Here is a 19,959-nt window from a genome sequence, read left to right as displayed (position 1 = left end):
TCGTTACAGCACGCCGACGATAAAACCCATGCCCATCAGCGCCAGGATGGCAGCCGACAACAGCGTCAGTCTTTGTTCGGCATGCGCAATACGATGGCTTAGACGGGACAGGCCGACGATCAGCAGCAACGTGAGCACGACAAGCGCCCCGATTACGGCCACTGCATAGGTCAGCATCAACGTCAGGCAGCGGGTAGCGCCTGCGCACATCGCCATGATCTGAAACTCTTCCTCATGCACAAAACCGAGCGTAAAAGCGAATACGGCCAGCGCACCCAGACCGGCTGTGGCATTCGGCTCGCCCCCGTGTGCATGGTGATGCCCGCCCGAACGAAGCGCCGCCCGTAATTGCCAGACGGCCATACCGAGCAACAACACACCGGCGACCTCGTTGATCCAATACGCCTGGCCCAGTTGAAAATATTGTTTGGCAGCGAAAAACAGCCCAACGACGGCAATGCTGCTGATCAGATGCCCGATACCCAGTACACAGGCCGCCAACACGCCCGACCACCTCGGATTTTTCCGAGCCAATGCCCAGGCGCCGGCCACTGGCCAGCCGTGGCCAGGCTCTAGCCCGTGCAACACACCAAGCCCGACCGCGCCGGCCAGTACGCCGTAGCTGCCGTGAAATCCAATATCCAGCATCACGAACTCCTGCGACCATACGCTGCTATTCCTGGCCAAGGATGCGCCGTTTCTTGGGTTGTCCGTTATGCTTGGCCCCGACAACCATCGTCGCGGAACAGTCACTGCCGTGTGGGCTTCGTCAACTTTCGGGTCATCGGCGCCATTGGCCGGATCGCCGCTAATCGCGACCGCGCACGCTATGGCACATGGCGCGATCACCCCAGGACACCATCACGACGTAGGGCACCTCGTGTATGCCGGCTCCGGCTGCTATCAGATCGAGACCGTGGACGGGCTATGGCTGACGCCACCGCAGCAGGCGGTCTGGATTCCGCCAGCAACCCCGCATCACGCCCGTGCTTCAGGCCGCGTCGATCTATATACGGTCTATATCGACATACGGGCAGCCCGCACGCTGCCCACATACTGTGCGGTCATGCCAGTAGGCTGTCTGCTGCGGGCATTGATCGAGGAGACCAGCCGCTGGACCGATCGACCGCCTGCCCCGGCACGCCGCCGGCATGTAACAGCCTTGTTGATCGATGAACTACAGCCCACGTCGGCGCATGCTTTCCAGCTGGCCATGCCCCCTGATCCGCGTCTGCAGCGTCTGTGTCGATCCTTGCTCGAGCAACCGGCGCGGGGCTGGTCGCTCGTCGAATGGGGCCAACACACGGGCGCCAGCGCACGAACACTGGCCCGCTGTTTCAAGCGCGAAACCGGCCTTACTTTCGCCCAGTGGCGCCGTGAAGCCCGGCTGTTCAAAGCCCTGGAATGGCTGGCCGAAGGCGCGAGCATCGCCGAGGTCGCCTACCGCGTGGGCTACGACAGCCCCAGCGCTTTTTCACATATGTTCCAGCGCGCCCTGGGCTGCCCGCCGTCCCAGTACTTCGAGGCCCGCCCCTAGATCGCGAGCGCGCTGACAACAGGCCATAGCACAGGCGGCCGTCCAGGTTGTTTTCGAACGTTCCAGCCGGCCTGCGCTCGCGGCTGCGGTCGCGGGGCCTGTTCGGCGTTTTGTACGGGTGCGCGCCGAGCGTTGACTTAAAAAAACGACGCGCGCGGCAACACCGGGCATAGCGGACATTGCGTAGTCGCACAATGACAACGCGCGACAACACGGGTGGCCGCACAACAGCGCCCGTGCCTTGGACCTGGCCCATCTGTTGGTCTTCGATCCGGTGGGCTAGCGACCAGGCGGCAACCGCCAGTCGCGGTTAGGATAGCCAACGTACACCATCGAAAACCGGCGGTCCTTCTGGATCAGCGCCCACAACAACGCTGTGTTCGGCGCCAACGGGTGCTGGCCGATCGCGGCCGCTCAGCGTTGCAGAGACTATTGTTCTCTTGGGCGATCGCCGCCACACAGTCGATCACGAGAGCGGCCGCCAAGTTTTGATCGTTGTCGCGTATCTTCCGCTGCCAGATCGCAGCCCAATCACGCGCACGCGAGCGAATGCCGCCACAACCCATGCCTTGGACAATCTTTGGGAAGCGGCGATCGCAACCGCCTATAACCGAGCCTGAGGATCGCGGGTCGCGCCTTTCACTCGGCCGTATCCGGGCATGACCTGCCGGTGTTCACTCGGGCCGGGCGCGGCGGGCCAAGCGGCGCGGCCACATGGCTCGCGATCGAGCGGCGCAGCCCACGGGGACAATCGGGTATCGTGCTCTCTAAGTCCCAACCCCCTTGAGTAGAAACCATAATGAAGCGACTTCTGGACCGCACGATCCGTCTTGGGCTCCGGCCGCCCGGCATGTACAGCGTGGCCCTGCTGACGCTCGGCCTATGCATGGCCAGCCCGGCACTGGCGGGGTACCACTCGAAAGTCGTGACCGTGACCGCCTACACCAGCGCGCCCAGCGAAACGAGTGGCGACCCAGACACCGGAGCCTGGAGCAACAAGCTGACTTCGAACACGGTCGCCATCTCCCCCGATCTGCTTGCCCGCGGGCTGGACGACGGCACCACCGTGGCCGTCGAGGGCTTCGACCACGACTTCGAAGTACGCGATAAAACCGCCGACGACCTGCACAACACCATCGATATCTATATGGGCAAAGACACCGAACGGGCCCAGCAGTTCGGTGAAAAACGCTTGCGCATCTGGTGGCATACCGACGATTGATTTCAAGCCCGGGCTCGAGCCGTCGGCGGGCAGCGCCGCGCCGTCGCTCAGCGCTCGAAAGCGAGTCGCAGCCCCAGCAGGCTCAACAGCGTCCCCATCACGATATCGATGCCCCGCCGAGCCTTGCCATAAAGCTGCTGGACCCGCCCGATCGAAAACGCCAACGCCACCACGGTGAACCAGCCAAAGGCCGTGGCGGCTGCCAGCGCGATGGTCGCGCCATAGACCCAGGCCGGCGCCTGGGCGGGCAATAGCGTGGCGAACAAGCTGCTAAAAAATACTGCGGCCTTCGGATTGGTCATGCCCAGAATAAAGCCGCGCCGAAACGAGCCGCGCTTCATCGCTGCCTGCATGGGTGGCGCTTTAGCCGGCGTATGTCGGGCTGACCACAATACGCTCGCACCGAGATAGACCAGATAGGCCGCCCCGGCCAGACGCACCACTTCATACAACAACGCCACCTGCGACAGTACGAAGGCCAGTCCGGCCACGCTCAGACTCGCCCACAGCGTAATCGCGGTCGCGATGCCATGGGCGATCCGCAGCCCCGAGCGCCGTTCGGCCAGCGCATGCGAGGTCACGGCCACGAAATCCGGCCCAGGGCTGATACAGCCGAGCAGCAGCACGCTGCCAAGGGTGACGAGTTCAGGCAGATAGGACATAAACGCCAGCGTTCGATAAACCGCTCAGACTAAGCGGCCCGATGCTGTAAAACGAGCCCCGGCACTCGATCGACCGGCCGGCATCGATCAAACCGGCGGCGCCGGCCGTTCGTCGCCATGAACCACCAGCCGATTACGGCCCTCGCCCTTGGCCCGATACAGCGCAGCATCGGCATCGGCCAGGAGCTCGGTCACGGCATAGCCCGAGCGATCGGTTATCGCCAGCCCGAAGCTGGCCGATATCCGTACCACGCGCTCGCCGTCATCCAAGGCGACCGGCGTCTCGGAGATCAGGCGACGCATGCGATCGACCACCGCCATACCTTCGGCCACCGCGCATTTCGGCAATAAGAAACCGAACTCCTCACCGCCTAGACGGCCAAACAGATCGCCGCTGCGCAACTCGCCCCGACACAACGAGGTCGCCTGACTGAGCACCCGATCGCCGGCGGCATGGCCGTAGGTGTCATTCACTCGTTTGAAATGATCCAGATCCATGACCACGAGACAGGCACTGGCTTGTATTGTGTTCAAATCGGCCAGCAACCGCTCGGCCTGCTCGACGAAATGCTGGTGGTTGAAGACCCCGGTCAACCCGTCGTGACAAGCCTGATGGCGAAAACGACGCTGCGATTGTTTGAGGCGGATCAGCCAAAGCAACGCAAAACCCAACAGGCATAAAAACAAAATCGCATAAAGCCGATTGTTCTCGGCTGCCTGTTGATTCAGGGTCTGTTGCAGGCGAAGAATCTTGTTTTGCTTATCGAGTTCTTTCACGCGCAGTTCCTTGGCCTGCACCTGCTGCTCGACCATCTGATAGGCCGAGGCCTGCTCCTTTTGGCTGTGCTGTCCACTCAGTTTCTGCTCGACATAGTGTTCGTAATACTGCAGCGCCAGGCGCGGATGCTTTGCCGTTTTTTCGATGTGGTAGAGCACCTTGTAAGCACTCATCAATGACCAGGTCGTATCGTCTTTAGCGCTCTGGCGAATGACCTGGAGCGCGGCTTGCTTAGCCTCGCTTGTGTCACCTGCTTTCCAGTAGGCCAAGGCCAGCGTTGCTGTCGACGTTAGTATTTGATTTTGATACCCAGCAGCGCGAAGCCGGGGCATCATATTCTGAATTAAAACAATGGCCGTTTTAGGCTTTCCTTCTTTGAAGAAAAGAGTGGCTTGATCTGCCTGAAGAACATTAGCGTTGGTTAGCTCTCCAGCTTTCACACAGGCAGCAATTGTTTTGGCAAACTTTGGGCTGGTAGCCTTTAGATGGTGAGCGTCGATCATCGCCGCCACTTCGGCTCTCTGCGCCACGCATGGCGACTCGCCTTCCGGAACGTTCTTGGCCGCCTGCCGGGCATAGGTCAGCGCATCGGTTGCCTGCCCGGCCATATTCATGAGCTGGGAGATACTCAATAAGGCGAGGAAGCGAGCCAATTTGTCGTGAGTATCCGGCAAACTTTCCCGGAGTTGATACGCCAGGCGATAGGCTTTTTTATACTTCCCATCGATAAGCAGCAGCCCGATCAGCAACGCCGATGCTTTGGCCCGTAGGGCAGCACTACCGGATTGGTCGATCACACGGCGCAGTATCCTTGCCGATTTTTTCATCTCTCCGACGTGCGCGGCCTGCCAGGCCTCGAGATAGCGCAGATACCAGGTTTGATAATCGGAAAGCTGATCCGCCTGGCGATGAAAACGCGTCAACGCCTGGGCAAATTTCGCGTTATCGGTATTGCGGACGCGTTCAGCCTGCGCCATCTGGCGAGTTAACGAGCTGCCGGCCGACGTTTCCGCCCAGGAAGGTGATATCCCCAGGCTCAGACAGAGCGTAAGCGCCAAACAGCCACCGACCAAGCGGTATAGCCCGTCCATTACCGACATCATCGCTTTTTTACACCGGCGGAAATGCCGCCGCGCTACTAATGACTCCCGGTAGCGTTATCCCGACTTTCCGAGGGCGCCTCTTGTTCCTGCCCATCGGGCTCTTCAGACGGCGGTTCATGTCCCGGCTGTAAAATCACATGTTGAGGCGTTTTACAAAGCGATAGGTCCAGAGCATCGGCCAGCCGCCTCTCGTCTTCATCGAGCATGGCTTGAATAAGCGCATCATCGGCACCCGCGCAGCGCAACGCCTGGCGTAATTCTTCCTGCGACGCCGCGCGCAGCGACGCATCCCGCCCGACGGTTTCGAGCAGATCAATCATATCCATCCAGCAACCCCTCGCTGCTTCCCCTGAACTAGACGAACAGCTCTGTGCGCCTAGGCTGTAACTATAGCCACTCTTGAACGAAAAAACGATTAAACCCACGCGCGTTCAGAAAATCTGTTTTCGAGGCCCGGGGCTGACCAGTCGGTCTAACCGCGACGCCCGAGGAGCGTGTTGAGGTTTCGTACGAATCCGCGCCAAGGACCGTTGGGCCACAAGCCGCGCCGCCGCGAGTGCGGCGTCGTTGCCCAGCCTCAGTGAGCGGCAACGCAGCGCTCGGCCGACACCTCAACACGCCCTTGCGCCGCTTACTTCAGGCCTCGGCCTTTGCCTCATCCAGCGCCGACAGCCGGTCGAGCATGGCGCGATTGCGCCGCAACGGTTGCGCCGGTGGCAGGACCACTGTTTCTTCCGCGGTCAGATCGGTACCCGGCAGATCGCACAGCGCCACATGGCATATCCGCGGCTGGTGAACCGGCAATGTGGCGCCGCGGTAGATGATTACCTGATGATCCAACGGGTAATCCTCGGCGAGACGCTCGACCAGCACCTGACGATAGGCCGGCCCGGTTGAAAACCGCTTAAGCGATTGGTCGCCCACCAGCCCAACCTGCCATAGCACCAGATAGCCGAAAGCATCGATCCGTCGTTCGAAAAACAGTAGCTGGCTGGCCTCGAAATGCTGGCAGCCAAAGCGCCCCGGATCGATGCCGAGGTCAGCATACAGACAATCCTCGGCCGAAACGCCGGGTTCCATATGCGCGGCATAGCCTTCGCCGCGGGCTTGGCGAATCACCTCATGCGGCGACCAGGCGAACACCCCGGGATGCCCATAGAACACCGCACAGACGGTACGCCCGGCCCGGACCTCGGCCATCATCACCGCCACCCATTCGCGATAGGTGGTCAGTCGCGATTTATCTCCGTTGCCATAGTAGCGCTGCAGGCTGCGCACATCGGGATGCATGCGCGTCAGCCACATTTCGACGAGCCCGTCGGACAGGGCCGCAAAAACCACGTCTGCCTGCTCGATATAGCTGCGCGCCAGCGGCGTGAGATGGGAGCCGAGCGTCATGCCCAGTCCGACACAGGCGATACGGCCGGGCGGCCCAACGTTCGACGATTCGTAGCTTGTCATGATCCTGTCTGGTCACAGAACGATACGCCCCGCCGCAATCCAGCGAGCCCGACTGCCGATCAATGCTGACTGGCGGCCAATATCGACATCAGCAACAACCGACGCATGCGATCCGGCAGTTTCTGGCCGTTGATGCGCATCGTGTTGCTGTCCATATAGAACGAACTCTTGAACTGCGCCTGCTGCTTATCGATCAGGCCCTTCTGGGCCAAGCCGGCCAACGTACGACGGCCTTTGGTCGGATCGTCACTCTGAGCGAGTAGCCATTGCAGCAACGGCTTGTCGACTTCGGCCGATGCCTCGACGAAGGCACGCCGAACCAGGCTGGCTAGACCGCTCACCCGCTGTGGATTAGCCTGCTCCGAGCCCGAATGCAGCGAGGCCGTCAGGTCGATCGCCGCCGAGCCGCGGTTGGTGGCCAGCGACGACAGCCCGATATGCAGCGCGCTGTCGTCGGTCAACACTTCGGGCAGCCGCTTGATCACCATCTGGCCGATTTGTTTGTTGAGCCGCTTGACCTCGGCCTTGCTGGCACCGGCCAGTTGTTGCTGATAGGGCCGGACCGCGGACAACAACGCCACGAGCTGTTGGGCATTCAGCGCATCGATGGCGGTTTCCAGGGTCAGCTCGTGCACCTTGAGCGCCGATGCCGACGATTGGTCGTTCGGCAACACGAGATCATGCAGTGTCAACGCGGTATGGAAGCCCCAGCGATTCGCCTTCGAGGACGTCGCTCGCCCCTTGAGCGCCGCGCCGAAAGTGATCCGTTGCGGCGTATCCGGGCTCTGGAAGAACACCTGGCCGAACTGGATATCGCTGTGCCCGACCAGGTCGCGGGCGCGCAGCTCCTCGATCTTTTCGCCGGGCAGTTGTGCGCCCTGGGCCTGCACGCTGAGATCCTTGAAACCTTGTACGACGCCGTCGTGCCGAACCCGCAGGCCGGGCGATGTCAACTGTAGATGCTGTTGATCGTCGGTCCACAGCTCGCCATCCATGCCCTGCCAGGCAACCTGCACCGGCTTGCCGTCGGCCGCCTGGCCGCTGCCCTCGAACGGCGCGGCGTGGAGCGATGTCGTAGTGCTGCTACTGAAACCGACTTCGGTGCGCGCGTTCAGCAGTGGCTCGGCTTGATCGTAGGTAATGTTGAGGTCATCGGGCGCCCAGCGGGTGTCGATCGTGGCCAGATTGAAGCCGGGCAACGGGCCGTGACGAATATCCGAATGCAGCGTGATCTGCTGCTTGTCGACCATCGTCTCGATCGTAGCCTCCGCCGAGAACCAGTGCCGGTGATATTCGGCAACGCGCAGCGGAATCCCGAGGCGCTGGTCGAGCGCCCCGACCTGGGCCCGAAACCGGGCCTCGATCGACTGTCCGATAAAATACGGCGCCACCACGGCCGCCCCGACAGCGACCCCGACGATCGCCACCGCCCCAAAAACGAATTGCTTTGCCATGGTCCCGGCCCCCACCGATGCGCCCGAAAAACAAGCTCCGAACTTTAGCATCCGCGATAACGATCGGCACCTGCTGCCGGCTTGGCGACCGCACAGGCATGCCCCGGGGCGGCCCGGCTAAAGCTGCCCGGCGAGGCCGTCCGGATCGTAAGCGATACGACCGCGACAGATCGTCAGCCGGACGTTGAATTCGGCATCCATCACGACCAGGTCGGCATCCCAGCCTGCGGCCAGACGGCCCTTGCGATCGGCCACGCCGAGATCGGCCGCGGCATTCGAGCTGCTCATGGCGATCGCATCAGCCAGCTCGCAGCTGGTGAACTCGAGCAAATTGCGAAACGCGGCATCGAAGGTGAGCACGCTGCCGGCCAGGGTGCCGTCGGCCAGCCGGGCCTGGCCGCCTGCGACCGTGACCGGCTGGCCGCCGAGTTCGTAGTCGCCGTCGCCCAGGCCCTTGGCCCGCATGGCATCGGTGATCGCCATCAGCCGCGCGTGGCCGGCGGCCTGCCAGGCAAGCTTCACCATCGCCGGGCAGACGTGTAGGCCGTCGGCGATGATTTCGGCCCGCGCTGTCGGATCGGTCAGCAGCGCACAGGCCGCGCCGGGCTCGCGATGGTGTAGCCCATCCATGGCATTGAATAGATGGGTGCCGCGACTGGCCCCTGCGGCGATCGCAGCCTCAGCCTGGGCTGCGCTGCAGGCCGAATGGCCGATCGAGGCGCGCACGCCGCGAGCCGTCAGATGCGCGATCAATTCCTCGCCGCCCGGCTGCTCCGGCGCCAGGGTCACTACCCGAATCCGTTTGCCACTGATCGCCTGCCAGCGATCGAACAAACCGATATCCGGGGCCATGATATGTGCGACCGGCTGGGCGCCGGCTTTATCGGGCGCCACGAACGGGCCTTCCAGATGCACGCCGAGCATTTCCGCGCCCCCGGCCGGCGATGCGAAATCGGCCAGCGTCGCCATCGCCGCGTCCAGGGCCTCGGTCGATCCGGTCATGGTGGTCGCCAGAAATGCAGTCGTACCTTCGGCCGGCAGATAGGCTGCGATCCGACCCAGGCCGTCTGCCTGGGCATCCATTACATCGGCCCCGACCGCCCCGTGGATATGGGCATCGATAAAGCCGGGCAGAATATGCCAATCGGCCGGCAGTTGGATGCCGGACGCGGCCGCCGTATCGCAGCCGATTCGGGCGCCGTCAACGGTGATCGAGCGCGATGCGCAGGCATCGCCATGGACCGTCGCCCCCTGTAACCGCCACCTTGCGGCGGTGCCGTGATCGGCAACGTTCATCAATAGGTACTCGTGACTTTGGCCACATTGGGGGGTTGATCGGGATCGTAGCCCAGCGCAACCGCCCGGCGCTCCAGCGCCCCATACAGATCAAACGCCGTGGCGATGGCATCGGCATAGACATTGCCCGTCGCCGGACGGCTGAATACTTTCAGCCCCTCGGCCGCGCGGACCTCACCCAGACCCGGGCCGATGACAGTCACCGCGGCGCCGAGCTTGGCAAGCTGGCGGGCCACATCCAACAGCCCGGGCCGGGTCGCATCGTCCAGGCAGACGATAAGCACCGGCGTACCGGGGCCAACCAGCGTCAACGGGCCATGGATGAACTCGGCCGCCGAAAACGCCTCGGCCGGGGTCACGCAGACCTCCTTGAACTTGAGCGCGATCTCGCGCGCGATACCCAGGCCCACGCCACGGCCGAGCACGAAACCGGCCCGGTCGAAAGCAGCCAGCGCCTCGCTATCCAGTGGCGCCACGCCATCGCGGCGTTCGGCGAGCGTCGCCGGCAGGCGTTCGAGCGCCCGGTCCAGCTCGCAATCATCGGCAACGGCCGCGATCAGGCGGGCGCCGGCCGCCAGAGTGCCTAGATAGGTCTTGGTCGCAGCAACCGCTGTTTCGGCGCCCATGGCCAGATCGATGGTATGGGCCGCGCTGTCGGCCAGCCGGGAATCGCGATCGTTGGTCAGAGCTACGGTCAGCGCATCGGCGGCATTGGCGGCCTCGACTACGGCATTGATATCCGAGCCCGCGCCCGATTGGGAGATCGCCATCACCATCGCCCCCTGCAGCCTGGGTGTGCGGCCATAGACCGTGAACAGGCTCGGGGTGATTTCGCCAACCACCCGGCCGGCGGTCAGCCCGGCTGCCGCAGCAAAGAACACACCAGCATGCGCCGAACTGCCACGGGCGGTCACCCACCAGGGTGCGATCTCGTGGTTGATCAGGTCGGCACCCAGGGCTGCGATCGTATCGACATTTTGGGTCCATTGATCGGCGAGCCGCTCCGGCGTTTCCAGCAACTCGCTGCGCATTCGCGTACTTCGGCTCATAACAGCGCCTCCGGTTGCCTATATGCCTGCCGGGCCATCAGCGCTGCCCCCCAGGCACCATCGTGGCGCGGCGGCCGCAGTCGTTCGCGTAGATCATGGTCCAATCGGGGCGCCAGAGTATCGGCCAGCCCGCCGGTCAGCGCCAGCCGCAGATCAGGCTGTGGATCGACCAGCGCATGGGCCACTTCCGAGACATGCCGCCCGGCCGCGGCCAACAATGCTTCGGCGGCCGGCTCGCCAGTGGCTGCGAGATCCACCACCACCCGGGCATAGGCTGCGAAATCGCCGGCGCGGGCTGCACAGGCCCAGCCGGCCAGCGCCCCGACATGCTCGAAATCGAGCAAGATCCGATCGGCCAGTTCATCCGGTGTGCGTCGGCCATCGGCCACTGCCAACGCATGACTAACCGCCTCTAGGCCGAGCCAGGCACCAGAGCCGCGATCGTCGTGCGGAAAACCCCAGCCGCCGGCCCGGGCCGTACCGCGCCCGGCGCGACAGAAACCCACCACACCGGTGCCAACCGCGACGATCGCGCCCTCGCCCAGATCGTGGGCTCCGGCACAGGCGGTATGCGCATCCGAGACAACATCCAGCCAGGCCAGTACCGGCGCCTGGTCGAGAAATGCCCGATAGGCGGCCACGAGCTCGGTGCCGGCGATCCCGATCTGCACGGCACAAGTCTCTAGTGGCACCCCCGCCAGTGCCTCCACGGCGCCGATCGTATCGATAACCGTAGCCCAGGCGGTCTCTGCAGTGCCATTGAGCGTCGCCGCCGGGCCGGCGGCCTCGCCCAGCCATTCGCCGTCGGCATCAATAGCCACGACGCGGGTTTTGCTGGCCCCACCGTCGACGCCGATGAATGCCTTGGGAGCCTGCTCGGGCATACGCTTCTCCTAGAGATGATTCCAGCACCGCGAGGCGCGATCATTGCGCGCTCGTGCGAAGGCCGCAAGCGTTGCCTCGCCGCACCCGGTGTACGCCAAGCGACCGCCACTCGCGCCCCGAGGCCCCGCGTCACAGTTGGGCTGCGGGGCCGGCCCGGCACGCACCGTGACTGGACCGTGCCCGACGCCCAACCCACTGTACCGCCTCGTACTAACCTTCGGCCGCCCCGAGAAAATGGGTTTCGATTTCTTCGAGCTTGCGGCCCTTGGTCTCGGGCAAGGGAAATACCGCGATCAACCAATAGAGCGACACCGCGATTGCCAGCAAGCCAAAGGCCCCGGCATAGCCCGCGACCGACACGATATCCATAAACACGGCCGCCAACGCAGCCGACATCAACGAGTTGGCGAACAGCGCCACGGCCATGCCCTTGGCTCGAATCGCCAGCGGCAACACCTCGGAAATAGCCAACCACACGACGATTCCCGGCCCGATCGCGAAGAAAACGACGAAACCGATCAACCCGGCCAACGTGGCATAGCCCTGGAACGCCGAAGCCGTGGTCAGCAGATGAACCAGCGCCATGAACGCCAGTGCCACGGTCGCCCCGGCCGTGCCTAGAATTAGCAGCGGCCGGCGGCCGACCCGGTCGATCAAAAGCAGCCCGATGATCGTCACCACGAAATTGGTCAGCCCGACCGACACACTACCCAACACTGCGGTTGCACCGCCCGATAAGCCCGACTGATCCAGGATCACCGTATTGAACTGCAACAGTGTATTGATACCGGTGAGCTGGTTGAGCAATCCGATGGCGAGCGCCAAGAAAAACGCCTTGCGATACCCCGGGGCAAACAACAATCCCCAGCGCCCAGCCCCGTCTGCTTCGGTATCGGCCTGCTCGATCAATTCGGCATAGGTCGACTCGGCCTCGGCCGCATCGTGGGTGCGGGCCAGCGCCGCCCGAGCCTCCTTGGGCCGGCCTTTCTTGATCAACCAACGCGGCGAGTTCGGCAGCAATACCCCCAGCAGCACGAACGCGGCCGCCGGCACCAGTGCGGTGGCGAACATCGCCCGCCAGTCGCCGCTGGCATTGAAGAAATACCCCACCAGGTAGCCGGCCAGGATGCCGAAGGTCAGACACAGCTGAAACAGAGTCACGCTGCGCCCACGAATCGACGGCGGCATGACCTCGACCATGTACAACGGCACTACGATAGTCACCAGACCAACCCCAACGCCCTGAATCAACCGGCCACCGAGTGCCCCGATATAACTGGCGGCCAGCGCGGTCACGATCACCCCGAGCGCGAACACCACGCCGGAGATAAGCAATGTGGCCTTACGCCCAATGGCATCGGCGATCGGCCCACCAATCAGGGTCGCCAGCGAGCCGCCGCCGAGCACGGCCGCCACGATCCACGACATCTCGCTGGCCGATAGCGTCAGCGCCGATTTCATGAACACCAAGGCGCCCGAAATAATGCCGATGTCGTAGCCGTAGAGCATGCCGCCGAGTGCGGCGATCGCGATCGCCAGCCAGCCCATGGCCGGCAGCCGGGTCGCCCCCGATTCTGCAGATGATGACCCCATGATCGTCTCCCGTCTGCACAGGCGCAGCCCGCCTGTCTCAGTGTCGCGTGCGCATTCTTTTTTCGAGCATTCGCCAAGCCGCATCGGTAGCCAGCCGAGCCGCACCGATCATCGGCGCGCGTTCGCCGAGCGCGGCCGCGCGCAATACCACCTCGCGGCTGGAATGCCGCGCCAGGGCCTTCGGCAGCTCACGGACCCAGGTGGCATGATCGTGATCGGCAGCGTGCAACACGATGCCATCCATATCCAACAGATGAACCATGAGCGAGATCAACTGGGCCAGGCGACGATAGAAATCGTCGGTCCGCGGTGAGTCGGCCAGACGATCCAACACGATGCCGTCATCACCGAGCATCAATGCCCCGATCTCGCCCGCACCGTGATGGCTGCCGCGATACAGGCGATCGCCCAGTACCAGGCCGCAGCCGAGCCCCGACTGGCCGATGCCGACAAAGGCGAAATTCGACCAGTCGATCGCTGCCCCTTCCAAGTGTTCGGCCAGGGTCGCGGCGTTGTTGTTGTTCACCAGGCTCACACCGATTCTCGGCCAGCGCTGGGCGAACTCGGCCCGCCAGTCGATCTCGGCCAGACAGGCCGGTTGGCCGATCGTATGCAGTTGGCCGGCGGTATCCACCGCTGCCGGCACGGCCAGACCGACCGCGAGCAACGTTTCGGGTTCACGTTTGCAGGCGGCACAGGCGGCTGTCAGTGCGTCGAACACCCCTTTGCACAGACTCTCGGCGTCGTGCGCCGTGGCCCGAGTTTGCTCGGCCAGCACCGCGCCGCGCAGGTCGTTGATCCGAACCGCCAGACTCTCGGCATGGATATCCACCGTCCCGACCACGCCGAGCGCCGGAGCCAGACGCAACAGCGTCGGGCGCCGACCGATACTGCCGGCCTCGCCTTCACGTTCGACCACCCAGCCTTGTTCGAGAATTTCGCTGGCAATCGCCGACAGCGTGACCTTGCTCAATCCGAGCGCACGCGCCAGGTCCGCACGCGAGGCATCACCATCGCGGCGCAACGCCTCCAGCACTCGGACTCGATTGTTACGCCGCCGTTCCGCCGAGGATCGGCTCACCTGTCCATTCCATTTGTTCGTAGACTTTAAAAATCAACATAGCGGGCTGATCTGATGCGTCAACTCGACTATTGGCTCAAGCCGCCGCGACCGAATCAGCCTCCCGCCGACTGTAAACTCGTCCGATTCACGGCTCTCGATCCCTGCGAGAGCAATGCTTTCGAGGCCGTTCATATCGGGTTCGCCGCCCCCGGCGTGACCCGGACGCAGCAACGCGCGACAATACCGCGCTTACGCACTGGCCCGAGACAGGGAAAAGCACGCTATGGACTGGACGCCCACCCGCGAAGATTTCGATTCCTACATGCTGCCGAACTACAACCCGCAGGCGGTCATCCCGGTGCGCGGCGAAGGCAGCCGCCTATGGGATCAGCAGGGCAACGAATACATCGACTTCGCCGGCGGCATCGCAGTCAACGCCCTCGGCCATGCCCATCCGGCCCTGGTCGAGGCGCTCAAGACTCAGGGCGAACAGCTCTGGCATCTGTCCAACGTCTATACCAACGAGCCAGCCCTGCGCTTGGCGAAAACCCTGGTCGGGGCGACCTTCGCCGACAAGGTGTTCTTTGCCAACTCGGGCGGCGAAGCCAACGAAGCTGCGCTCAAACTGGCCCGCCGTTACGGCCACGACAAATTCGGCGCGCACAAGGACAAGATCGTATCCTTCCGCCGCTCCTTCCACGGCCGAACCTGGTTCACGGTCTCGGTCGGCGGGCAGGAGAAATACACCCAGGGCTTCGGCCCGGTGCCCGGCGGCATCGTGCACGGCGAGTACAACGACCTGGAATCAGCCCGTGCGCTGATCGACGACGATACCTGCGCGATCATGGTCGAGCCGGTCCAGGGCGAAGGCGGCGTCACCCCGGCTGATCCAGCGTTTTTGGCCGGGCTGCGCGAACTCGCCGACGCACACAATGCCCTATTGATCTTCGACGAGGTCCAGTGCGGGGTCGGGCGTACCGGCCATCTATATGCCTATATGGGCTATGGCGTCACCCCGGATATCCTGACCAGCGCCAAGGCGCTCGGCGGGGGCTTTCCGATCGGCGCCATGCTCACCACCGACCGGGTAGCCGAAGTCTTCGTGGTCGGTACCCACGGCTCAACCTATGGCGGCAACCCGCTGGCCTGTGCGGTTTCTCTGGCCGCGGTCGAGACCATCGGCCGGCCAGACGTGCTGGCCGGCGTTGCACAGCGGGCCGCGATCTTTCGCGAAGAACTGGACCGCATTCATGCTAAGTACGACTGCTTTGCCGACGTCCGTGGCCAGGGCCTGCTGATTGGCGCCGAATTCAACGACCGCTATACCGACCAAGGCCGGGCGACCCTGGCCGCCGCCATCAAGCAAGGCCTGATGCTGTTGGTGGCCGGGCCGAATGTGCTGCGCTTCGCACCGTCGCTGATCATTCCCGAGGCCGATATTCGAGAAGGCATGGCCAAGTTGGATGCGGCCATCGGCACGCTGGAATAGCGCGTGCTGATCGTCCGCCCCGGTCATCCCGATGACCTCGAGGCGCTGGTGGCCCTAGCCGCCAGCGCCGAGCCTGCCCTGACCAATCTACCGGCCCATCGCGAACGGCTGGCCGAGCGGCTGGCGGCCTCGCAGCATGCCTTGTCCGAGTCGATCGCCGCGCCCGACGGCGAGATCTATACTTTTGTGCTGGAAGATCTCGGCGCCGATACGCCACGGGTAGTCGGCACAGCCAGCATCCGGGCCCGGGCCGGGGCTCGCGAGGCCTACTACACCTGGCGCCGCGAGATGCTGATTCATGCCTCCCAGCAGCTCGATGTGCGCCGCGAGGTCTCGATCCTGTCGCTGTCGCACGAGCTGTCGGAAGCCAGCCTGCTATGTGCGTTTTCGCTAGATTCCAGCTATCGCGGCGGGCCCGGCGAGCGGCTGTTGCGCCGCGCCCGGCTGTTGTTTGTGGCCCAGCACCCCGAACGCTTCATGCCCAACCTGGCCGTTGCCATGCCCGGCCATCTAGATGACAACGGCCACTCGCCGTTCTGGGAATCGGTCGGCCGGCATTTCTTCGTACGCGACTTCGCCGAGATCAACGAAATCGCCGGCATTCATTCCAAGAGCTTCATCGCCGAGGTGATGCCGCCGTTTCCACTCTACGAACCACTGCTGAGCGAGGCCGGCCGGGCCGCGATCGGTTCGGTGCATAGCGGCCATCGCCGGGCGGCAGCGGATCTGCGCGACGAAGGCTTCACGGCGTCTCGCCATGTCGATCTCTTCGATGGCGGCCTATTGTTCGAAGCGCCCTTCGAGCGGCTACATTCGGTACGCGGCAACCGCTGGCATCCGGTCCTGCTCGACAATCGCGTTGCCGCCGCCGAGCACGCCCCGGCCCTGCTTGCCAACCAGGAAACAGCCGGCTTTCGCTGTGTCACCGCCCCGCATGCGCTGACCCAGACCAGCCAGCTCCGCCTGGCGCCGGCCCATGCCGATCGGCTGGGTCTGGATACCGGCCGAGCCGTGCTGGCCGTGCCCCTGCCGAAGATCACCGAGGAGACAAGCCGATGCTGATCCGACCGATCGAGGCCGGCGATCTCGATGCCCTGCACGCGATCGCGATCGAGACCGGCACCGGCTTTACCTCGCTACCCGACAATCGCGATTTTCTAGCCCGGCATATCGAAGAAACCCGTTCAGCCTTCGACAAGCCTGCCGATGATCCCAGCCTGGCGATCGACCCCGACCTGTATTTCTTCGTCCTCGAAGACGACAACCGCCCCAATGCGCCGATCGCCGAGCGCGTGGCCGGCTGCTGTGCGATCGAGGCCCGGGTGGGCCTGGATGCGCCGTTCTACAACTATCGCGTCGGCCGGCTGGCCCAGGCCTCCAAGCAGCTCGAACTGAACCGGGTGATCGATACCCTGTTTCTGTCTTCCGATCATACCGGCGACGCCGAAGTCTGCTCGCTATACCTGCGCCCGGACTGGCGTACCAAAGGCCAACGCAACGGCACGTTATTGTCCCGGGTGCGCTGGCTGTTCATGGCCGCCTATCGGGCGCGTTTTCCCGACCGGGTCCTAGCTGAGATGCGCGGGCGCTTCGACGATGCCGATGTGAATCCGTTCTGGCAGGCGCTCGGCCAGCATTTTTTCCCGATCGATTTCCGGGATGCCGACCGGCTCACCGGCCTGGGTCAGAAATCGTTCATCGGCGAATTGATGCCGCGCTACCCGATCTGTACCGCGATGCTGCCCGAGGCCGCCCGCGAATGCATCGGCGCAGTCCACGAACAGACCAAGCCGGCCCTGGCCATGCTCAACGCCCAGGGCCTGCGTTTTGAAGGCTATATCGATATCTTCGATGCCGGGCCGACGGTCGAAGCCTATCTCGACGACGTGCGCGCGGTGCGTCATTCGCGAGAAGTCGCAGTGCATATCGATGCCCAGGCCGACGACCCGGCCTCGCCGGTGACCCTAGCAGCCACCACCGGCGTCTGTGCCGATTTCCGGGCCGGCTGGGTCGGGCGTGCGGCCGAGGACGATGGCATCGTGCTGCATCCTGAAGAGGCCGCAAGGCTCGGCGTTGATGATGGGGCACAATTGCGTGTGCTCGGCGATTGATTGCAGCGGCTGACATGCGCGCTCCGCTCACGACCAACGCAACCTATAACAGGCCACTGAGCCTTCGATTGCTTTGGGGTTTCGCGCTGATGCGCGACTCCTTTTCGTTTGCTTGTCCAAACGAAAAGAAGCAAAGGACAAGACACCCTACCTTGCGCCGATGCTTTGCATCGGTGCCCTGCGCACAAGGGGCCCGAATACAAACAAGGTACGCCAAGCCGTCGGAGCGAACGTGCCTGTATTTCTGCCCGTCTGAGGCGACGCAGACGCACAGCAGCGACGGGTGTCCGGCGCACCGCGCCAGGGCGGCCAGCCTGTTTGAGCGTCGCCAAAGCGACGCGACCCAAAACAACAACCCAGGGGGCCGCATCCCGTGGCCGCGAGCATCGGAGTGCACCGGCACAGCCGGCGCCGATGCGGCTGCCTTTTGTTTTGGCTTATTAACCAGAGCAGGCCGAAAAGTGGCTCGCGCATCAGCGCGAAACGCCAAGTCTCGTCCAGCGCCCAAGCCTTTTCGCGCTCCATCATTGGAAAACTGTTGCGCCGAAGCATCCGCTCCAATCGGCACGACTGACCCTCGCTCTATTTCTCGCATCAACGCGCGCCCGAGCCACAAGTACGCGCTCCAGCCTTGCTAGCCCTGAAGCCGAATAACTCAACGATTAAACCGGAGCCACCATGCCACTCCAAGCCAAACAACAACTATTCATCGACGGCACCTGGCAAGCCGGCAACGGCGTGGCCATGGCAAAACACGACCCGATCGCAGGCATCCAGCTCTGGCAGGCCAACGCGGCGGATGCCGATCAAGTCGACACCGCCATCGCCGCGGCGCGCGCGGCCTTCCCAGACTGGGCCCGCCGGCCCTTCGACCAACGCGCGGCGATCGTCGAAGCTTTCGGCAAACAGCTCGAGGCGCACAAGGAAGAACTGGCCATCTCGATCGCCCGCGAAACCGGCAAGCCGCTCTGGGAAGCCCGTACCGAAGTCGGCGCGATGATCGGCAAGATCGCGATCTCCCAGACTGCCTACCACGAGCGTACCGGCGAACGGTCTAAGGACATTCCGGGTGGGCGGGCCGTGCTGCGCCATCGCCCGCACGGCGTGCTCGCAGTATTTGGGCCCTACAACTTCCCCGGCCATCTGCCGAACGGGCATATCGTGCCGGCACTGCTGGCCGGCAATACGGTCGTGTTCAAGCCCAGCGAGCTGACCCCGGCGACCGCCGATCTCACCCTACAGTGCTGGGAAGCCGCGGGCCTGCCGGAGGGCGTGATCAATCTGGTGCAGGGCGAAAAAGCGGTCGGCCAGGCGCTGGCCGGCAGCGACGAGATCGACGGCCTGCTGTTCACTGGCTCGGCGGCGACCGGCAAGTCGCTGCACAAGCAGTTCGGTGGCCGGGTCGATAAGATCCTGGCGCTGGAGCTGGGCGGCAACAATCCGTTGGTGATCGCCGATGAGGGCTATGAAATTCCGGCCGCGGTGCTGACGATCATCCAGTCGGCCTTCATCTCCGGCGGCCAGCGCTGTACCTGTGCGCGTCGTCTATTGGTACCTGAAGGCACGGCCGGCGATGCGCTGATCGAGGCCCTAGCCGCTGCGCTGGCCGATCTGCACGTCGGCGAGCCGATGGACGAGAGCAACCCACCCTTCTACGGCGGCCTGGCCACGCCCGCCGCGGCCAAAAGAATCGTCGCAGCGCAGGACGAACTGGAAGCCCGCGGGGCGACCGTGCTCGTACGCAGCGCGATTCTAAAAGCCGGCACCAGCCTGCTCTCGCCCGGACTGGTCGACGTCACCGGCATCGAGACCGCCGACGTCGAGCACTTCGGCCCGCTGCTTACGATCCGTCGCACCACGAGCTGGGATGCCGCGATCGCCGAGGCCAACAACACCGCCTATGGTCTGTCGGCCGGTCTGATCGGCGGTGATGCCGCGCTCTGGGAAGACTTCCGCCTGCGCATCCGTGCCGGCATCGTCAACTGGAACCGCCAAACCACGGGCGCGGCCTCGGATGCGCCCTTCGGCGGCATCGGCGATTCCGGCAACCATCGCCCGAGCGCCTATTACGCAGCCGACTACTGCGCCTGGCCGATGGCTTCCATGGAGGCCGAGACGGTCGCGCTGCCGGAGCATCTGCCGCACGGCGTGGATCTATCGAATGTTTCGCGCGGCTAGCGATGACGCAGGCGAACCCGGCGCGCATCGGCTACGCTTTGCATAAGACAGGCCCATCCTGGCGCATACGAGGTCGAG

17 protein-coding genes are annotated in these 19,959 nt (G+C 63.9%); 6 read left to right on the top strand and 11 right to left on the bottom strand.

Annotated features, from left to right (window positions below; all coding sequences use genetic code 11):
* Positions 1 to 3: 3 nt before the first annotated feature.
* Positions 4 to 648: a hypothetical protein gene (locus tag V5738_RS02065; RefSeq protein WP_423822744.1), complete on the bottom strand. Its 645-nt coding sequence runs from the start codon at positions 646 to 648 to the stop codon at positions 4 to 6.
* 181 nt (positions 649 to 829) lie between these two features.
* Here V5738_RS02065 and V5738_RS02060 point away from each other — a divergent pair, with 181 nt between their 5' ends.
* Together V5738_RS02060 and V5738_RS02055 are read left to right on the top strand one after the other, a co-directional pair.
* Positions 830 to 1,537 (top strand): AraC family transcriptional regulator, encoded by a 708-nt coding sequence (locus V5738_RS02060; RefSeq protein WP_423822743.1) that lies wholly within the window; start codon positions 830 to 832, stop codon positions 1,535 to 1,537.
* 799 nt (positions 1,538 to 2,336) lie between these two features.
* Complete coding sequence (locus V5738_RS02055) at positions 2,337 to 2,759, top strand: hypothetical protein (RefSeq protein WP_423822742.1); 423 nt, start codon at positions 2,337 to 2,339, stop codon at positions 2,757 to 2,759.
* Between the two features lie 47 nt (positions 2,760 to 2,806).
* On the opposite strand, the gene V5738_RS02050 is transcribed toward V5738_RS02055, so the two are convergent.
* The 10 genes from V5738_RS02050 to V5738_RS02005 all read right to left on the bottom strand — a co-directional run bounded on the left by V5738_RS02050 (position 2,807) and on the right by V5738_RS02005 (position 14,121).
* A complete protein-coding gene (locus tag V5738_RS02050; RefSeq protein ID WP_423822741.1) occupies positions 2,807 to 3,421 on the bottom strand; it encodes a LysE family translocator in 615 nt (204 codons plus the stop codon).
* 87 nt (positions 3,422 to 3,508) lie between these two features.
* Positions 3,509 to 5,176 (bottom strand): GGDEF domain-containing protein, encoded by a 1,668-nt coding sequence (locus V5738_RS02045; RefSeq protein WP_423822740.1) that lies wholly within the window; start codon positions 5,174 to 5,176, stop codon positions 3,509 to 3,511.
* A gap of 161 nt (positions 5,177 to 5,337) precedes the next feature.
* On the bottom strand, positions 5,338 to 5,628 hold the full coding sequence (locus tag V5738_RS02040) for a hypothetical protein (RefSeq protein WP_423822739.1): 291 nt from the start codon (positions 5,626 to 5,628) through the stop codon (positions 5,338 to 5,340).
* A 310-nt stretch (positions 5,629 to 5,938) separates the two neighbouring features.
* On the bottom strand, positions 5,939 to 6,763 hold the full coding sequence (locus tag V5738_RS02035; protein ID WP_423822738.1) for an SAM-dependent methyltransferase: 825 nt from the start codon (positions 6,761 to 6,763) through the stop codon (positions 5,939 to 5,941).
* A gap of 59 nt (positions 6,764 to 6,822) precedes the next feature.
* Positions 6,823 to 8,217, bottom strand: a complete 1,395-nt coding sequence (locus V5738_RS02030) for a DUF945 family protein (protein WP_423822737.1) — start codon at positions 8,215 to 8,217, stop codon at positions 6,823 to 6,825.
* A 117-nt stretch (positions 8,218 to 8,334) separates the two neighbouring features.
* Entirely contained in the window at positions 8,335 to 9,513 is a 1,179-nt protein-coding gene (gene nagA / locus V5738_RS02025) for an N-acetylglucosamine-6-phosphate deacetylase (protein ID WP_423822736.1), read from the bottom strand.
* Positions 9,513 to 10,562: an SIS domain-containing protein gene (locus V5738_RS02020; RefSeq protein WP_423822735.1), complete on the bottom strand. Its 1,050-nt coding sequence runs from the start codon at positions 10,560 to 10,562 to the stop codon at positions 9,513 to 9,515. Before V5738_RS02020 ends, nagA begins: the two co-directional genes overlap by 1 nt.
* A complete protein-coding gene (locus tag V5738_RS02015) occupies positions 10,559 to 11,446 on the bottom strand; it encodes a BadF/BadG/BcrA/BcrD ATPase family protein (protein WP_423822734.1) in 888 nt (295 codons plus the stop codon). The genes V5738_RS02020 and V5738_RS02015 overlap by 4 nt, the downstream gene beginning before the upstream one ends.
* Before the next feature lie 211 nt (positions 11,447 to 11,657).
* Positions 11,658 to 13,040: a sugar porter family MFS transporter gene (locus V5738_RS02010; RefSeq protein WP_423822733.1), complete on the bottom strand. Its 1,383-nt coding sequence runs from the start codon at positions 13,038 to 13,040 to the stop codon at positions 11,658 to 11,660.
* Between the two features lie 37 nt (positions 13,041 to 13,077).
* Positions 13,078 to 14,121 (bottom strand): ROK family transcriptional regulator, encoded by a 1,044-nt coding sequence (locus tag V5738_RS02005; RefSeq protein ID WP_423822732.1) that lies wholly within the window; start codon positions 14,119 to 14,121, stop codon positions 13,078 to 13,080.
* Positions 14,122 to 14,386: 265 nt separating this feature from the next.
* Here V5738_RS02005 and V5738_RS02000 point away from each other — a divergent pair, with 265 nt between their 5' ends.
* From V5738_RS02000 to astD, 4 genes are all read left to right on the top strand, one after another.
* The gene (locus V5738_RS02000) at positions 14,387 to 15,592 is read left to right on the top strand and encodes an aspartate aminotransferase family protein (protein WP_423822731.1); all 1,206 of its coding nucleotides are present in this window, start codon (positions 14,387 to 14,389) and stop codon (positions 15,590 to 15,592) included.
* Between the two features lie 3 nt (positions 15,593 to 15,595).
* Complete coding sequence (locus V5738_RS01995) at positions 15,596 to 16,654, top strand: arginine N-succinyltransferase (protein WP_423822730.1); 1,059 nt, start codon at positions 15,596 to 15,598, stop codon at positions 16,652 to 16,654.
* Positions 16,648 to 17,703, top strand: a complete 1,056-nt coding sequence (locus tag V5738_RS01990) for an arginine N-succinyltransferase (RefSeq protein ID WP_423822729.1) — start codon at positions 16,648 to 16,650, stop codon at positions 17,701 to 17,703. The genes V5738_RS01995 and V5738_RS01990 overlap by 7 nt, the downstream gene beginning before the upstream one ends.
* A gap of 678 nt (positions 17,704 to 18,381) precedes the next feature.
* Entirely contained in the window at positions 18,382 to 19,881 is a 1,500-nt protein-coding gene (gene astD / locus V5738_RS01985) for a succinylglutamate-semialdehyde dehydrogenase (protein ID WP_423822728.1), read from the top strand.
* The last annotated feature ends 78 nt before the right edge of the window (positions 19,882 to 19,959 follow it).

It is taken from the genome of Salinisphaera sp. SPP-AMP-43 (assembly GCF_049568105.1).
Classification (GTDB): Bacteria; Pseudomonadota; Gammaproteobacteria; order Nevskiales; family Salinisphaeraceae; genus Salinisphaera.
The sequence above is the reverse complement of the archived record's forward strand: the minus strand, read 5'-3'. Positions and strand labels throughout refer to the sequence as shown.

Coding starts and splice junctions, on each gene's coding strand:
- V5738_RS02000 (WP_423822731.1), top strand. CDS start 14,387: ATGGACTGGACGCCCACCCGCGAAGATTTCGATTCCTACATGCTGCCG.
- V5738_RS02035 (WP_423822738.1), bottom strand. CDS start 6,763: ATGACAAGCTACGAATCGTCGAACGTTGGGCCGCCCGGCCGTATCGCC.
- V5738_RS02050 (WP_423822741.1), bottom strand. CDS start 3,421: ATGTCCTATCTGCCTGAACTCGTCACCCTTGGCAGCGTGCTGCTGCTC.
- V5738_RS02055 (WP_423822742.1), top strand. CDS start 2,337: ATGAAGCGACTTCTGGACCGCACGATCCGTCTTGGGCTCCGGCCGCCC.
- V5738_RS02065 (WP_423822744.1), bottom strand. CDS start 648: ATGCTGGATATTGGATTTCACGGCAGCTACGGCGTACTGGCCGGCGCG.
- V5738_RS02045 (WP_423822740.1), bottom strand. CDS start 5,176: ATGGCGCAGGCTGAACGCGTCCGCAATACCGATAACGCGAAATTTGCC.
- V5738_RS02030 (WP_423822737.1), bottom strand. CDS start 8,217: ATGGCAAAGCAATTCGTTTTTGGGGCGGTGGCGATCGTCGGGGTCGCT.
- V5738_RS02020 (WP_423822735.1), bottom strand. CDS start 10,562: ATGAGCCGAAGTACGCGAATGCGCAGCGAGTTGCTGGAAACGCCGGAG.
- nagA (WP_423822736.1), bottom strand. CDS start 9,513: ATGAACGTTGCCGATCACGGCACCGCCGCAAGGTGGCGGTTACAGGGG.
- astD (WP_423822728.1), top strand. CDS start 18,382: ATGCCACTCCAAGCCAAACAACAACTATTCATCGACGGCACCTGGCAA.
- V5738_RS02040 (WP_423822739.1), bottom strand. CDS start 5,628: ATGGATATGATTGATCTGCTCGAAACCGTCGGGCGGGATGCGTCGCTG.
- V5738_RS02010 (WP_423822733.1), bottom strand. CDS start 13,040: ATGGGGTCATCATCTGCAGAATCGGGGGCGACCCGGCTGCCGGCCATG.
- V5738_RS01990 (WP_423822729.1), top strand. CDS start 16,648: ATGCTGATCCGACCGATCGAGGCCGGCGATCTCGATGCCCTGCACGCG.
- V5738_RS02060 (WP_423822743.1), top strand. CDS start 830: ATGGCACATGGCGCGATCACCCCAGGACACCATCACGACGTAGGGCAC.
- V5738_RS02015 (WP_423822734.1), bottom strand. CDS start 11,446: ATGCCCGAGCAGGCTCCCAAGGCATTCATCGGCGTCGACGGTGGGGCC.